Raw genomic sequence first — 16,166 nt, forward strand, 5'->3', positions numbered from 1 at the left:
CTAATTAGCGCATTTAAAACATCTTTTTTAGCATTTTCGCTTCTAATTGATAACTTGTTTCAATTAACCTTGTCCTTGCCTTCGTTTTTTGCATCCATTAGCCTTCTGTCAGCACAATCTATTACCTCTAGGTACTCCATATCAGAGCTTGGTTCCACCGTGCATACCCCAAAGCTCGCCGTTACGAAAAAGCTTTCCCCCTCTGATACGAACTCTTTTTCTGAAAGGGTTCTTCTTATCCTTTCCGCAATTACCCCGGCCTTGTCTCCATCGCTGTCCGGCAGGCAGATTAGAAATTCCTCTCCGCCGTACCTTGCTGCCCAGTCAAAATCCTTTCGTATGGATCGGGTAATTATATCTGCAAAGGCTTTTATCACCTCGTCCCCTACAGTATGTCCGTACGTGTCGTTGACTTCCTTGAAATCGTCGATATCTGTTATCACAACCGAAAGCCTTGCACCATCTTTCTTTGCTTTTTCCAGTGCTTTAGGCATGTTCATATCTATATATCTTCTGTTGAAAAGATCGGTAAGACCATCCCTTACCACCATGTTTTGAAGGCTCTCGGCTATGTTTTTCATTTGAGTCCTGCTCTTTCCGTTGATCTGACCTTCGATAGTGATCGTGTTTGTAATATCCTTTATCATCTCAAGAACCAGCTTCTTGTTCTTGATTTGGACAGGAAGAGCGGTAACCAAATATACGCTTGATTGCGTATACTTTATCTTAACGGAGGTGTCTTCATTCTTAAAGGCTCTCATAGAAACGCAGTCAGGACACATCTTGGAATCACCCCAAAAACCATAACAGCTTCCCTCTTCTTCGATGATCTGGTCGTTTAGGCAGTATATGATTTTTTTGTTCTCAGGATCTATCAACCTGATGTTGTCGTATAACTTGTCGAAAAAATCATACCTATCTACTAGGCTTAAAAATTCTTCCAACTTTTTATTTTCGGTCAATCCTTACCCTCCGTTCCTAAACACCTCTAAATCCGCCGCAGCTACGTCACACTTATTATATTTAATTTTAAGTTCACTTACAAGCTGTTTTTTAGCGTGTTTTTAGCATTAAAAATCCGGCACACAATGTGCCGGATAATATCAATTTCCTATTTTCATATTTTCATTTTTCTGAGCATCAGCCTTTACGTTTTCCTCTTCATACACCTTGTAAGTCTTAACGATCCTCCCCATGATATGCTTTAAATTGGCATTTGGAGTTCTTATTCCTTCATCTAGGGTATTTATGTGCTTTAGGATTTTTTCGTAATCGGTAAAAATCGGCTTGCCCACAAAAATCTTCTCGTGTACCGTTTTGCTAACGCCCTCTTCGTCCAGCAGAAGTTCCTCGTAGAGCTTCTCCCCCGGCCTTAATCCGGTGATTTTTATTGCTATGTCCACGTCAGGCTCGAATCCCGAAAGCCTTATGAGGTCTTTTGCAAGGTCTATTATCTTGACGGGCTCTCCCATATCGAGAATAAAAATCTCACCGCCCTTTGCCATTGCCCCTGCCTGCAAGACAAGCTGAGTGGCTTCCGGTATGCTCATGAAATATCTTATTATATCCTCGTGAGTAAGGGTCACCGGTCCTCCTTGGGCAATCTGCTTTTTAAACAGAGGAATTACGCTTCCGTTGCTGCCAAGGACATTTCCAAACCTGACCGCCGCAAATTCCGTCTTGCTTTCTTTGTCAATTGATTGGACTATCATCTCACAAAGTCTTTTAGTGGCTCCCATTATGTTTGTAGGGTTTACTGCCTTGTCGGTGGAAATGAGTACAAATTTTGAAACGCCAAACTTGTCTGCCATCTGAGCGACGTTTAAGGTTCCAAATACGTTGTTTTTGACAGCTTCTTTGGGATTGCTCTCCATCAGCGGAACGTGCTTGTGGGCCGCTGCATGGAATATTACATCCGGCCTATGGGTACCTATGATTTCTTCCATCCTGTCTCTATCTCTTACAGAAGCTATTATTACCTTTAAATTCAAGCCTTCATACTTTCTGTTAAGCTCGTTTTGCAGATCGTAGACGCTATTTTCATAAATCTCCACGAGTATCAGCTCGGAAGGCTGAAAATGCAGGATTTGACGGCACAGCTCCGATCCTATTGATCCTCCGGCACCTGTAACCATCACGGTCTTGTATTTTATGAAATTTCGAATCTCATTGGTATCAAGCTTTATCTGCTCTCTGCCCAGAAGATCCTCTATCTGTACGTCCCTGACTTGACTGATCTTGACCTTCCCTCCGATTATCTCATAAATACCAGGAAGGATCTTAAGCTTCGCCTTGGTCTTTTTGCATTTGGCAACGATATCTTGTATCTGGGCCTTGCCTGCTGAAGGTATGGCTATTATTATTTCATCTATTCCGTATTTCTTTGCGATTTTAGGCACTTCTTCAGTAGTGCCTGCTACCGGCGCGCCGCCGATTCTTAGACCAACCTTGGTGGAATCATCATCTACAAAGACGACTATCTTGCTGTTTAATGCGCTATGGTTGTTGATTTCCTTAACCAGCATTGCCCCTGCATCTCCAGCGCCGATTATCATAACACGCTTTTTCATTCCCCAGCCTTTGTATTTATTAAGCTTGGCTGGAAGAGCTCTATAGCCTACCCGCACTCCACCTATAAGGAATATATCGAGTATGGCCGCTATAACATAGACGCTTCTCGGAAATATCACGTTGTTTATATCTCCGGCTAAATAAGCAAATGACATTACCAATAGGTTTGCAAAGAAAATGGTAAACATTATTTGAACAAGTTCCGAAATACTGGCGTATTTCCAAAGGCTATGATACATCTTCCCTACTACAAAAACCATGAGTTTTATAAAAACAAAAAACAAAATGTTCTGTCTGAGGCTTTCAATGTAAATAGCGGGTATTGCGTTGTCAAACCTCAGTGCCAAAGCGGCGTAAAAGGAAATGCTTATTAAAAATGCGTCCATCCACACAAGTATAAGCATTTTCAGTTGTCTGGTCATATATGCATCACTCCAAAAATCTTTCGAATAAGTACTGACTTCTTTGATATGAAAATATTCCCTTATAATAATACCATCTAAAGAAAGATATGTAAATAACTTTACACACGAATCAGGCTTTTCTTCTCAGCACTGCCCAACTTATGCCAAGCAGCACACAGACAGATGCCAATATAAAAAATGCGTTCCTTACTCTATCGTCCTCCATTAAAACTGACAAGCCTTTGACCTCATCAGTAAAAACTGCTTCATTTCCGTTGACATTCACCCTTTGCAGAGTTCTCTCCTGTAAATCATAAAGATAATAGCCTATATCACCACCAGAGGCTACTGCCTTTACAATATAAAAATCTCTTGTCCCATCGGTACTGACCAAAACTTCAACGGAAGCATCCAACTCAACAAAGTCCATTTTTTCAAACCCTTCAACTTCGATATCTATGGGCAGGATTATATGGCTATGATCCGTTTGGAGACTGACATAAGGGTAAAAGGCGCCATCATCTTGATCGTAAAGATAAAATGCCGATTCCATTTTTTCATTCATGATATACATGATTATGATGTCTTTTGTTTTGTTTTCTGCCGCTGCCACCTTGTGTGACTTGTACTTGAAACCTGATTTTTCAAAGCCTTCCGGCAATGCCACCCCCGATATGTCTCTTAGTATATAATAGTCCTCGTCTCCGATAGTTATTTTTACAGGGTCTTCCTCCGGGTCTACTTTTGGAGCTTCCTCTATGGTTTCTTCCACCGGGTTCTTAACCGATATATTTATGCCTGCAGATGGGTTTCCCAGAGATATCCCCGTCTCCCCACCGATTATTTCGCTTTGATCCACTGAAAACCTTCCGGTTCCAGTAGCCTTTGCCACAAATGAAAGCTCGTAGACAACAGTCTTTGCTCCTCCTGTGTTAAAGTCGGATATTCCCCCCTTGCCATCGGATATCATAATGGCATTTCCGCCACCTGTGTCGTACTCCATTATCCGGGCATCATAAGATAATCCAGCGATTACCGTGCCGATTGATTCACCTGAGGATTCGACTGAAATAATCACGCTGAAAACATCCCCTTTTTCGATTTGCCGGGGATGTGTGGTGATTTTTATGCTTGCCTCCTGAGCTGAAACGGAACCTGAGATTATTAAAAGAACCAAAGAAACAACAAGTACGTTCTTAAAGATTTTTATTGGATTCATTCACATGTGCCTTCTGTTATTATTTACATCTAATTAATGATATAAAACATACGGTGGAATGTCAAACAAATAGCTGATATAATTTAGGGGAGGGAGTATTAAAAACTATTACAACCTATATCTCAGCAAAAACCGCAAGGGGATGATTTCATGGAAAGCCATCGTAAATTTTTAGTAATAATCATTACTTTTTCTATAATCATTGTAGTAGCCGTTATCGGTTATATGCAGCTTTTAAACGTTGGATTCATAGACGCCTTATACATGACTGCAATAACCATATCGACGGTAGGATATGGAGAGGTTGGTGAAATGGTAGCTCCAGCCAAAATTTTTACTATTTTTATTATATTTTCTGGTTTAGGCGTTGCTGGTTACGGATTTACCAGTCTTGTAGCATTATTTTTCGAAGGCGAACTTAAAGATGCTTGGAGGAGGAGAAAAATGGAGAATAAAATAGCTGAGCTCAAAAACCACTACATTATATGCGGTGCCGGAGAAATAGGCCACACGGTCATAAAACAGTTTCGCGAAAACGATCTGCCTTTTGTGGTTATCGAAAAAAATCATCGCCGTGCTAGTGAACTCAGACACGAAGGAGTTCTGACTATAGTCGGAGATGCAACCAGCGAAGACGTTTTGGAATCAGCGCACATAAAGAAATCCAAAGGAGTAATCTCTACTCTATCAAACGATGCGGACAACGTTTTCACAGTTCTTACAGCCAGGCAAATGAATGATGATGTTTATATAGTCTCAAAAGCAATCGATAGAAACGCACATAATAAGCTTAAAAAAGCAGGCGCAAACAATACCATTTCCCCAAATGAAATTGGCGGAAGAAGAATGGCAGCTCTTGTAATCAGACCTTCGGTAATGTCTTTTTTAGATGTCATAACCCAAGCCGGAGATGTAACCTTGGATTTAGAGGAAGTCAAGATATGTACAAATTCAGATTTTGTTGGAAAATCTCTAATGGAGGCAAAAATCCCTGAACAAACCGGCCTCATTGTCCTTGCCATAAAAAGGAAAGGCGATACAAAATTAAAATTCAACCCTAGCTCCAATGAAATTTTACAAGATGGCGATACCATGGTAGTACTCGGCCAGGAAGACCAGGTAGTTCAACTCAGAGGCATGGCATGTGAAATATAATCCGGCACATACTATTGCTAAACTTTGTTAGGTCCGGTTTCCATGCCGGACCCTGTGCTATGCAACTAATATATCGCCCTTTTACAACACAAAATCCTCAAGAGGCAAGTACTGATCTTCTATATGAACAAAATACCCACCATGCTCGCCCCAAAATATCTGCGACTCTTCGAACATCTGTGACAGGTTATACTTGTCGATTTCATTTTCTAAAATAATTGTCCCTGTTTCATCTTCGTAGTAGATTTTGATATCTTCAGCTTTTTTCATTTTCACGATAATCCCCCCTTAAATTTTGTTTGTACTATTTGTATACCCCTATAATTTTTATTTAATTCTTTTTTCCATTTTGTCATCAATATATTTATCCATAATGCTGCACAGCACACGCACAAGGCTCCCACATTGTGGGAGCCCAGCTTTACTTATATATTATATCTTTTAACTTTCAGTTTAGAACTTGCCACCTTTGCCTAATTTGACTAGTCCCGCAGTCAACCCTGCTGTTACAAGACCGAGACCGCCGAATATGGTCGCAAGAAGTGGGTCTGAGAAAATCTTTTCGAATACGCTCAAAGGTTCCGGTTCGATCAAAACCTCTACCTCAACGACCCTGTCGGTGAAACGTTGCATCGTTCCCTCTAGCTTGTCGTAGGTATAAAACCCTTTTTCCCCTTCTTCATTCATAACGTACAATAAAACAAAATCTTCGCTTTTGCCGGATTCCATAACCCAGGCATCCACCTTGTTGCCGTCTACTTCAAATTCTGATTCGATATAGCCCTGGGGAATTTCTTCAGCATCATTTAACTTCAAAATCGTGTAGCTTGATCTTGCATTTAAATTTACACGAGGATAGAATTCCTGCTTATCCACGTCAAATACGTAAAACACTCCCTTTTCACCTTTCTCATCGGTGAAATACGCCAAAGTCAAATCCGTGTCTTCATTCTTAGAAACCGCGACTTCGATCTCATCCTCACCATAAGCTGCCTTTCCCTTTTCAAAGCCTTCAGGCAACTTGATCTTTGCAAGCTCCGGCCACAGATACTTTGTATCTTCGCCTATCTTTACTTCGACAGCCTTTTCCATCGGATCCGGCTCGGGCTCTGGAGCAGGTGTTGGCTCTGGCTTGGGAGCCGGCGTATTGCTGCTTGAGCTGGTATTTGACGAGCTGCTAGAGCCTGATGAACTACCAGAAGATGACCCTGATGAACCACTGCTAGGTGAGCTGGCAGCTGGCTTGACAATCGATATATTAACACTTCTAGAAGATAGCGTCTCATCTGCTGCCATAGTACTTACTTTAATATTATTGACAGTCACTGTAGCTCTGCCTTCTTTCAAGGCTTTAAATGTCAATGTAGCCGTATGTGAATTAACCGGACTTCCATCAAAATATATAAGACTTTGTCCCCCGGTGTATTGCAACAAAGAGCTATCATAACTAAATCCTGCTTGAACTCCAATAATTTGACTACCACTAAAAGTAACGCTCACTGTGACAGTTTCTCCAGGATTGTATGAAGACTTATTCGATCTTACATTAACACTTGTTGCAAATGCGCTTCCTGATATCAACAACATAATAATCAACACTTTTATCGTTGTTTTAATATAGTTTTTTATTGCACCTCTTCTATTCATATGTGCTCCTATCATCTGTATTTTATTGATTAATCTTACTCGTACCTAGTATATGCCTTCTAATCGCAGAAACATCGAAAATATCTACATTTGAATCTCTTGTTACATCTGCTGCTGATCTGTAAGTTCCTTGTATTTTAACCGCTCCTAATATGTCTCTTCTTATAGCCGCTATATCAAATACATTTATTTCCCCGTCCCCATTTACGTCTCCGTAAATGACCACGCTATAGCTTTTTACGACTTTTCCCGAACCATCCTTTAAGTACAATACATCTCCTGTGCCTACGTTGCCTGATGTCTTGGCTTTTTTATCCGCAGCCACCAATGACACGGAACCGTTATTCACGCTAAAGTTGCCCAAGAAAGCGCTCACGCTTGTTTTTTCTGCTATTCCTGTCACGCTGTTGGACTGCAGCTTATGCTTGCTGCTTGATATGGTAGGCGCCGGCTGGGTGGCATCCGTGCCGTCTCCCCTGCTTGGAAGCTCAGGAACAGTAGTTTCTAGTGTCTTTAATTCTGTCTTGTCAAAATAAAATGACAAAATCTCTCTATAGGTCTTTCCAGCTCTAGCCATCTGCTGGGCTCCACGTTGGCTCATTCCCACGCCGTGGCCGTAACGGGCATTTGTAATAACATAACCGTCTAATCCTCCACTATCCTTCGCTGCTTTTACCCCTCTTAGCCTTAAGTTTGAATTAAGATAAGGATGACTCATTAGATATGAACCATTGCTATTTGTTTTCATAAGCTCTATTGCTATATTTTCATTTATTTTCGAGCTTAAGCTGCTGGCTCCAGCTGCATAAAACTGCACTGTCACTCCGGCATTTGCAGTAACATAGCTTCTGCTACCCGTACCCGGCCATCTTTCCTTTCCGTTTGCAAAGGTATTGACCGAGTTGATTTTTATGTCTGTTGCATTTTTTATGTTTCTACTGGATTTTATCTTTGCAAAAACCTGGCTTTGGATGTCTGTGAGTATTGGATTTGAATATACAAACCTGCCGTTTTCAATCTTTTGCCCTAAATCTTCTCTTATATACGCAGTATCTGCTTCATTCCCCGTAAAGTTGATCCTATGCCAAAAGAAACCGGCGGAATCTTTTTCAGAGGTTGTAGATATCCATTTATAGATCGAATTCAATGGCGCAGTTCCTACAATTGAAAAATTTGTTCCAGGTCCACTTCTTATGTTGGCGGCAGTAGTTACTCCCACTATCCTGACTACAAAGTCACCGTCGACATTGCTTTCAGTTGCTATATATTTTGTGCCGTCTACGGTTTTAGGCACGAATACCTCTTGATACAGGCTCGATGGATTTGCGGTATCGTAAGGATCGTCCTTTTGAGCCAAATAAGGATAAGCATTGTTTTTCGTCGTGCCTCCACCCCAGGTGTTTCCCGGCAGCTCTGTCTGTCCTCCATTTGATGCAGAGTAATAAGTCGCGATGATTCTGCCATTATAGGTCACGACCTGACCTTTAGTATCATCCACAGCTTTTATGACATTTTTAAAGTTTGGGTTGTAACCCCTATACACTTGAGTCGATGCAGTGTCCCCTATATCAAAATCACGCGTTGTAGAAAAGCTTCTTATGGCATAGCTCCTCGCGCTGACGGCCTGGACTTTTAAAGCCTCTATTGGAAAGGCATTGCTCATCTCGTATGCAACTACCCCGTAGAGATATTGTTCCAGAGGCACATGGTTGGTGACAACCAAGCTTCCTGAGCTTACATGAAAGCGCATATTGCCCAAATAGTTCACAGTACCGTGGACCGTTCCCTTTAAAGTAAGATGATGGCTGCCTGTGCCGCTATGCTTTTGACGTATGAAGTTTACTTGAGAACCTACTGTTACATCTATATTTTTCCCTTTTATCTTTACTTTGTTTGTATCTACAACTGATAATGTGTAATCTCCTTCATCTAAAATAAGATCAGGGTTTTCTGCAAGATAATAAGCCCCTGACAAGCTTAAATTGACTGTCTTAGGTGAAGCTGGGCTCATGGTTATCCTTGCCCTGATAATTTTGTAATCGGTGGATGCAAATATCGTTGGAATTATGGAAACAAACAAGAAAATTGATATAAATAATATAGTAAATACTTTACGTTTTTTATTCATTTTTATACCTCTCAATAGGAGCAGATTTTTAGCAATTTACAGATTTTTGGATATCATTAACTTCATCATAAATCATAAAAAAGCCCTTGTCAAATTAAATGACCTTACAAAAAAAATATACCAAGCAAAAAATACTCTTCACTTGGTATATCGGTCATTTTCATTTGTTTTAAGCCTTATATTTCGTAGCTGTAAAGTCTTTAAGGAAAAAACTTCATTCTATTTTTTCATATCGAAAAGGTCTTCTTTTTCGTTGGATATGCCCCAGGCTTTAATTGCCGCTTCCAGCTCCGGTTTATCTTTTGCATAATCCCTTAGGCTTATACCTTCCATAACGGCGTCAATTGCTTGTCTCATCGCCTTTCCACCTGCTACTCCTCCAAGGGGATGCCCGTGTACCGCTCCCCCTGCTGCAAGTATTACGTTTTTGCCTATCTCCTCTATAGTTTCAGGAATGATCCCAGGGTAAACTCCTCCACCAGGCGCCGGGAAGCATGGCTTGATGTTTCCAAAAGGCATTGTAAGGGCTATGCAGCTTTGGATGTACCTATCCTTCATAACCGGAATCTTTCCATGATAGTTCGTGGTAACGGCAAGGTCTGCTCCTGCCATCCTTACCAGCTTGCCCCAAAGAAGGTATATAGCTACCCCTGTATCAGGCGCATATGATTGGGCCGCTGCGTAATCCGGATGAGACAGTATGGGAACATTTATGTTTGGATCTTCAGCTATCATCCTAAAGGCTGAAAAGCCGACTACGTAGGTATTTATCATAAGGGCATTTGCTCCTGCATCCAAAGCCCTGTATGCGTTGTCTTTTAGCCTTATTATATCGTCTGTGATATTCGGAGTGTACATCTTTTTCTCTCCGGTTTCTTCTTCAGCTCTTTTTGCCGCATCCATGATTTTTTTTACTCTGCCTTCCAAAGGACAAAAATCAGAGTCTCCTACCACCAGTTCATCGTCTTTTACAATGTCTATTCCGCCTTTGAAGGCATCATAAGCCATTATCCCGCCTTGTTCCGGCGTCCAGCCTACATCAGGCTTGATCATCGCAAGGGTCAGTGGACGCTCTTTAATGTCGAGATATTTTCTAAGACCTTCTATCCCAAATTTTGGCCCGCTGAAGTTTTTAAGATACTTTTGTGAAAACTCTATGTCCACAAGCTTTATTCTTCCTGCTGAAATGTTTCCTATTAGGGTCGTAAATATCATAGGGAAGTTGTTACCTATATTGATGCTAGGGAAGGCGATCTTAATTATAAAATCCCTATATTGAAGGTCTTTGGGCAGCTCTCTGTCATAAGCCGGCACTTCGTAGATGCCCATTACTTTTGCAGCATGCTTCTTCCTGACCTCAGGTGTTTCAAAAGGAACGTTTAGCCATGTTCCCGTTGCTTGTTCAGCTGCTATTGCCTGAGCAAACTTGACAACCTCCACAGGCATCTCTGCCCTCATATAGTATGTTGCAATCATGTGTTCTTCTAAATCCAGCCCCTCCATGCAAGTAAACATAATTGGATCGTAATACATGTGATCAACTCCTTAGTTTTTATTGTGAAGCTTAAAGAACATACGCTCCTACTTATATATGTGCAACTTGCATGCCAATTATCTGCGGAATAATATAAATACCTGATATCCTGTGTTATCAAGGCTTGTGCTCACAAGTCACTAAGATGCAAAATACCAAGACAAATCTATTTTGTGCATATTTGCACAAACATTTATTTGCAACACGCAAAGTTCAATCCTTTTCTGCTTTTAGCTTTGTGCATATTTGCACTTGAAATGTGCGTTTTTACGACACAAAATCGTGCAGCTACTCAATTTATGCTGTATAATGTTATTATAAGTCTATTTAATGATCATGGGAGGCTTAAATGTGAATAATTCAGTCGATTTATCCTACGAAACAAAGTATCGTGAATTGCTCCTTGAAATAGGCGCCGTTATGGAATCCACGCCTGATGCGATATATACCATCGACTCAAAGGGCATCGTACTCAGGTTTAACAGCATGCTTAAAAAAATACTAAATGTAGACACATCAAAGATTCTAGGCAAAAATCTAAAGGATCTTAAAGAAAGAGGAATATTCCCCGAAAACGTGGCCCTTTTGTGCCTCGAGCAGAAAAAGGAGATAACCTTAACCCAAAAGCTGGATGACGGAAAGCATGTCATGATATCTTCTTATCCAATGTTTAAAGGCAATGAGGTGATCTTTGTTGTAACCAAGATAAGAGATATGACAGAGCTCGTACAGATGAAAAATGAGCTTGAGCAGATAAAAAGACTTTCCAGCAATTATTACAGGGAATTAAAGATCTTAAGAAAAATGGCAGAAAGCTCCGATGTCATAGCTCAAAGCGATGCCATGAAAAACGTGATCGACCTTGCCCGAAGAGTAGCGCAAGTAGACACTACCGTTCTTATAAGCGGCGAATCCGGGACAGGCAAAGAAGTTATCGCCAAAATAATACACAGCGAAGGAAAGAGAAAAAACGGGCCTTTTGTCAAGATAAACTGCGGAGCGATACCAGAGAACCTTTTGGAATCCGAGCTCTTTGGATATGCCGAAGGCTCCTTTACAGGAGCACTTAAAAAAGGCAAACCCGGACTTTTTGAAGTCGCTACGGGCGGCACCCTTCTGCTGGATGAAATAGGAGATCTTCCTTTTCTTCTTCAGGTAAAGCTCCTTAGGGTCTTGCAAGATAGCGAGTTTTACAGGGTGGGGGATGTAGCGCCAACGAAAACCGACGTTAGGGTAATTGCGGCCACAAACAGAAACTTAGAAGAAATGGTTAAAAAGAGACTCTTTAGAGAGGACTTATACTACAGGTTAAACGTGGTTCAGATAACCATACCACCCCTTAGAGAAAGAAAAAACGACATTATACCATTGATTTATCATTTCATAAGCAAATTCAACGAAAAGTACAACTTCAACAAGAACATCAATTCTGATGCTGTTGAAATGCTTCTCGATTACGACTGGCCAGGCAATGTACGGGAGCTTGAAAACACTATAGAAAACATGTTGGTCTTAAGCCCTACAAACTCCTTAAGCCTGGAAACGGTTCCTAAATCCATATCTGAAAAAGTGGACCTTGCCAACGAACACAGAGAAAATGCGCGAACCACCACTCTCGGCACATTGGTAGCTTCTTATGAGAAAAAGGTGATTAATGATGCCTTGGAAAACTCAAAAGATTTTGAAGAGGCGGCAAAGATCTTAGGCGTCCATAGGACCACATTATTAAGGAAGCTGAAAAAGTAGGCTATAAACAATGGGTCAAGCCCTTGCAAAAGGGTAATAATGGAATATCTGAATTAATAAATCGAGAGGTGAAATCGTATGGAATTATTAAGAAAATTAAATGTGAAGGACCAAAAGGCTGTGCTGGTGATAAATCCACCTGAAGAATTCAAACATGTGCTTGCTCTATGGAAAGACGTCTTATCCGTACACGAGAATAGCCCCATTGAACCCCATCAATTTGTGCTAATTTTTGCAAAGGACAAGGCTCAGTTAGAACAGATAAAGCCCACATTAAAAACCAGCATGGATCCTGGCGGACTTATATGGGTATCATATCCCAAAAAATCTTCAAAGCTATATACTTCAGATTTAAGCAGAGATGACTTTTGGGATGCTTTTAAGGAATTAGGCCTAGAACCCGTCAGACAAGTTGCCTTGGATGAAGACTGGTCAGCTCTTCGGTTCAAGCCCTCGAATGCAATTAAAAGAAAGTAACGTAGGGATCTCAGTAAAATCTGAAATGCCAAGTGAAAGCGCAAGCTACACAACGACAAATACCATTACTTATCATAGAATCGCCTGAGTCTGTCGTTTCATTCGAAACGACAGACTCAGGCATTTATCTATGACCCCAGAGGAATCCACTAACACTTACAACTTTTACCCGTATATTATGCAGTTTTTAATTACCTCTCCTTTTGCATGATCTAAAATAGCCTCTTCTATTTGATCTATCCCGTATTCATTATCCACAAAATCATCAGCGCTTATAGCCTTCATTTTCAGGAGCTCAAAAGCTTCTTTCACATGTCTCGGCGTGGTATGAAACACCCCTTTAATTGTAATCTGGGAATAATGCAGCAAAGTAGTGTCAATTTCCACTTTATCACCCTTAGGCGTCCCTCCAAAGCATAGTACGGTTCCCCCGGCTCTAACCATGTCTATTGCAATAGACCATACCTTTGACAAGCCTACTGCCTCTATGGAAATATCTACTCCCCTATTATCCTCGGTAAGATTCCTTACAGCTCCTGCCTGGTCGTCTACTTCTGAAATATCTACAACATGTGCAGCCCCCAGCTTTTTTGCCATTTCCAATCTGCTCTTTGATTTATCACAAGCTATTACCCTGGCCCCTCGCAAGTAGCACAGCCTTATAAACATAAGCCCAATAGGTCCGCAACCGTTTACAGCCACTGTGTCGCCAAGCTCTACAGGAACTTCTGAGGTACCATAAACAGCACAAGAAAAAGGTTCCAGTAATGCAGCCTGCTTATAATCCATCTCATCGGGAATCTTAAATGCATTTTGTCTTACTATCCTTTCAGGAACCAGTTGATATTCTGAAAAAGCCCCTTTATTGAATATCGGGTTTTCGCACAAGGAATGCTGCGCTTTCTTGCAAAAATAACACTCGTGACATGGAGCAGAATTGTGAGCAACCAGTCTGTCCCCAACCTTAAACTTATCGACGCCCTCCCCTACTGCGTGAACCACCCCAGCCGCTTCGTGACCAAATGAAAATGGCGGATCCCATCTGTAGCCCCTCATATATATTTTTACGTCTGTGCCGCAGGTTAAAGACACCTTGTTCTTAACTACGATCTCACCATAACCCGGTACTGGAATTTCGTGTTCCTCAACTCTGATATCTTTCGGATTGTAATACATTACTTGCTTCATGGCTATTCCCCCCTGGATAATTTCTCATTCAATTATATCACAAAAAAATGTAGATCAAGCCTTCAATGCTCGTGGAGAAAGTTTCTCAGTTGAAACACGGAAGGTACATGTTTGATACTGTCATCCAAAGTAAACAACAATACAAATATCAGGAAATACTGTTAAACCCGCATGGGGCGATAGTCAAGCAATAGTTAAACGACTAGAAAAACAAAGGTATTTATGACCATTTCCCGACTGCCCATCGACTATTTAACTGTGCAGCCGTAGGGTCCGGTTTCCATGCCGGACCGCAGACCCATGTTTATGGTAATCTAGAACTGCAATAAATGCCAACCAAAAACACAAAAAGTAATTGCCAGTTGGCTTAGAATCGTCCATTATTATCTCTTTAAATCCATTATGCTTAATTATTAATCATGCTATCCAGGATTAAGGATGCTTTTACACACCCTTAATGTCAATTTTGATAGATAGTTGGGAAGTGTCCCCTTTTTTGCTTTTTTACCTGTAAGATGGAATATCAAATCTTAGAGGTATATTGTTTCTTTGGCAAATTTCAAGCATCATGTCCATATTTCTAGTCTGCTTAAGTGCCCATCCAATATCTGTTGCATATTGGTGATCTCCAGGTGTAGCAGGATTCCATCTCATTTTGTATAACGTATCCTGTTTGTAAGTGGCGTTATTGATATACTGATCTGCAATCCATTTTGCACCACCTATTATAGATTTTTCGGGTGTATCCCAGCCTTGCTTATATGCATATTCAGAACCTAGGCGAAGTGCATCACCGTCTTTTGCTCCAATACCATACATATTATAAACTCGCTTTGGAGCTACTGCTTTTCCATCAACCGATGTCACCCACACGCCATTTGCCAACGTAGAAGTTCCATTTCCTGTTTCTAGAAATGCATGTGCTAACAGGTAGATCTCGTTAATATTGTTGTCTCTTCCTGCTCTCATGAAAGCTTCCCCTTGTCCAGCTAGAATGCCTTTACCCGAAAGCTCTGTATTCAAATTTGAAGAGCTTATTCCTGAGCTACCTGACAATATCAAAAATTGGTACAACTCTCCCGGTATCTTTTTGACCTGTTTAGTATATTGACCAGATATCCAGCCAATGCGTCCGTTAGCATTAATTTGATGCCATCCATTTGAAGTATCAAGAACAGAAAATGTTTGACCGAATGAAACGCTTGTAATAATGCTATAAGCAGTACTTGGTCCGCTTCTAACATTCAGTGAACTTGCTGTCACTTCAACAGCGCTAGGTAAGCTTGGCATAGTTTGAGTGTTTCCTATCAACGCAACATGTGTTCCTGATACCCAGCCTGATCCACTGTTGTATGATATCTGATACCACCCATTTGATTGACCTAGTATTGAATATGTTTGGCTCCGTGCAACAGAACCAATTACGCCATGGCTCGTTCCAGGTCCCGATCTAACATTTAAAGAACTTGCCGTAATCTGCAACGTTTTTGCACTGCTTTTATCGTTAACAGGCGTAAACTGCAAATAATTATTTGGATTCATATGTGACTCAACATCAACTCGTTTGGCACTTTCCCAACCATTACCATATAAATCTGTTTGTGCATTTCTCACAAGTTGGACATCAACTGCATCAGAGAATGTTGTATAGTAATAGGTTGAGTGGTAAAGTAGCTCAGGCATATAAACTCTAGTTTGAGAATTTTGGATTGTTCCATCATTACCTATTGCTTGAATTATAATCGTGTTATATCCAGATATTAATATACTATCACTAAAAGTATAACTATACCCACTTCTATCCCCTCCGGGATATCCTGGGTATGCATTATTCACATCTGGACGGCTCAAACCTGTCTGGGCATTGCCTATGTGTGTCCCATTTACCGATACACGCACTTCCTTTACTCCAGAGCCATTCAGTGCCCAACCCCTTACAAGTACGTCTTGATTGTTTATACTCTGGTTGCTTAAAGGGGCGTCTATCATAGTTCGTGGTATGGGTTTTGTCACGCTAAAGCTTCTGCTTATGCTCTGGCTTGTGCCATCTTCTCCTATTGCCTGGACCGTCACAGTATTGCTTCCTGGCTTTAGCCT

The 16,166-nt window shown here is 41.0% G+C and carries 12 protein-coding genes; 3 read left to right on the forward strand and 9 right to left on the reverse strand.

What is annotated here, in order from left to right; all coding sequences use genetic code 11:
• Positions 1 to 59 precede the first annotated feature (59 nt).
• The 3 genes from BUB93_RS05175 to BUB93_RS05185 all read right to left on the reverse strand — a co-directional run bounded on the left by BUB93_RS05175 (position 60) and on the right by BUB93_RS05185 (position 4,194).
• Positions 60 to 962, reverse strand: a complete 903-nt coding sequence (locus BUB93_RS05175) for a GGDEF domain-containing protein (RefSeq protein WP_084116996.1) — start codon at positions 960 to 962, stop codon at positions 60 to 62.
• Between the two features lie 141 nt (positions 963 to 1,103).
• Entirely contained in the window at positions 1,104 to 2,993 is a 1,890-nt protein-coding gene (locus BUB93_RS05180) for a nucleoside-diphosphate sugar epimerase/dehydratase (protein WP_073270020.1), read from the reverse strand.
• Positions 2,994 to 3,105: 112 nt separating this feature from the next.
• Complete coding sequence (locus BUB93_RS05185; RefSeq protein ID WP_073270021.1) at positions 3,106 to 4,194, reverse strand: hypothetical protein; 1,089 nt, start codon at positions 4,192 to 4,194, stop codon at positions 3,106 to 3,108.
• A gap of 150 nt (positions 4,195 to 4,344) precedes the next feature.
• Here BUB93_RS05185 and BUB93_RS05190 point away from each other — a divergent pair, with 150 nt between their 5' ends.
• Positions 4,345 to 5,349, forward strand: a complete 1,005-nt coding sequence (locus BUB93_RS05190) for a potassium channel family protein (protein WP_073270022.1) — start codon at positions 4,345 to 4,347, stop codon at positions 5,347 to 5,349.
• Positions 5,350 to 5,430: 81 nt separating this feature from the next.
• On the opposite strand, the gene BUB93_RS05195 is transcribed toward BUB93_RS05190, so the two are convergent.
• The 4 genes from BUB93_RS05195 to BUB93_RS05210 all read right to left on the reverse strand — a co-directional run bounded on the left by BUB93_RS05195 (position 5,431) and on the right by BUB93_RS05210 (position 10,657).
• Positions 5,431 to 5,625, reverse strand: coding sequence for a hypothetical protein (locus tag BUB93_RS05195; protein WP_073270023.1), 195 nt, complete (start codon positions 5,623 to 5,625; stop codon positions 5,431 to 5,433).
• Between the two features lie 177 nt (positions 5,626 to 5,802).
• Positions 5,803 to 6,996, reverse strand: coding sequence for a cohesin domain-containing protein (locus BUB93_RS05200; protein WP_073270024.1), 1,194 nt, complete (start codon positions 6,994 to 6,996; stop codon positions 5,803 to 5,805).
• Between the two features lie 22 nt (positions 6,997 to 7,018).
• Positions 7,019 to 9,124, reverse strand: a complete 2,106-nt coding sequence (locus BUB93_RS05205) for a SpoIID/LytB domain-containing protein (protein ID WP_073270025.1) — start codon at positions 9,122 to 9,124, stop codon at positions 7,019 to 7,021.
• Between the two features lie 219 nt (positions 9,125 to 9,343).
• The gene (locus BUB93_RS05210; protein WP_073270026.1) at positions 9,344 to 10,657 is read right to left on the reverse strand and encodes a RuBisCO large subunit C-terminal-like domain-containing protein; all 1,314 of its coding nucleotides are present in this window, start codon (positions 10,655 to 10,657) and stop codon (positions 9,344 to 9,346) included.
• Between the two features lie 352 nt (positions 10,658 to 11,009).
• Here BUB93_RS05210 and BUB93_RS05215 point away from each other — a divergent pair, with 352 nt between their 5' ends.
• Positions 11,010 to 12,404: a sigma-54 interaction domain-containing protein gene (locus BUB93_RS05215; RefSeq protein ID WP_159432066.1), complete on the forward strand. Its 1,395-nt coding sequence runs from the start codon at positions 11,010 to 11,012 to the stop codon at positions 12,402 to 12,404.
• 78 nt (positions 12,405 to 12,482) lie between these two features.
• Positions 12,483 to 12,881 carry a hypothetical protein gene (locus BUB93_RS05220; RefSeq protein ID WP_073270027.1) on the forward strand — a complete coding sequence of 133 codons (399 nt, stop codon included), beginning with the start codon at positions 12,483 to 12,485 and terminating at the stop codon, positions 12,879 to 12,881.
• 165 nt (positions 12,882 to 13,046) lie between these two features.
• On the opposite strand, the gene BUB93_RS05225 is transcribed toward BUB93_RS05220, so the two are convergent.
• Complete coding sequence (locus tag BUB93_RS05225) at positions 13,047 to 14,069, reverse strand: zinc-binding dehydrogenase (RefSeq protein WP_073270028.1); 1,023 nt, start codon at positions 14,067 to 14,069, stop codon at positions 13,047 to 13,049.
• A 504-nt stretch (positions 14,070 to 14,573) separates the two neighbouring features.
• Positions 14,574 to 16,166 (reverse strand): SH3 domain-containing protein (locus tag BUB93_RS05230; protein WP_207648103.1); only part of this gene is annotated, 1,593 nt, incomplete at its 5' end.

It is taken from the genome of Alkalibacter saccharofermentans DSM 14828 (genome assembly GCF_900128885.1).
GTDB classification, from domain to species: domain Bacteria; phylum Bacillota; class Clostridia; order Eubacteriales; family Alkalibacteraceae; genus Alkalibacter; species Alkalibacter saccharofermentans.

What these genes read in the sequence shown, in the direction of transcription:
- BUB93_RS05210 (WP_073270026.1), bottom strand. Translation starts at nt 10,657, where the DNA reads ATGTATTACGATCCAATTATGTTTACTTGCATGGAGGGGCTGGATTTA.
- BUB93_RS05200 (WP_073270024.1), bottom strand. Translation starts at nt 6,996, where the DNA reads ATGAATAGAAGAGGTGCAATAAAAAACTATATTAAAACAACGATAAAA.
- BUB93_RS05225 (WP_073270028.1), bottom strand. Translation starts at nt 14,069, where the DNA reads ATGAAGCAAGTAATGTATTACAATCCGAAAGATATCAGAGTTGAGGAA.
- BUB93_RS05205 (WP_073270025.1), bottom strand. Translation starts at nt 9,124, where the DNA reads ATGAATAAAAAACGTAAAGTATTTACTATATTATTTATATCAATTTTC.
- BUB93_RS05190 (WP_073270022.1), top strand. Translation starts at nt 4,345, where the DNA reads ATGGAAAGCCATCGTAAATTTTTAGTAATAATCATTACTTTTTCTATA.
- BUB93_RS05180 (WP_073270020.1), bottom strand. Translation starts at nt 2,993, where the DNA reads ATGACCAGACAACTGAAAATGCTTATACTTGTGTGGATGGACGCATTT.
- BUB93_RS05220 (WP_073270027.1), top strand. Translation starts at nt 12,483, where the DNA reads ATGGAATTATTAAGAAAATTAAATGTGAAGGACCAAAAGGCTGTGCTG.
- BUB93_RS05185 (WP_073270021.1), bottom strand. Translation starts at nt 4,194, where the DNA reads ATGAATCCAATAAAAATCTTTAAGAACGTACTTGTTGTTTCTTTGGTT.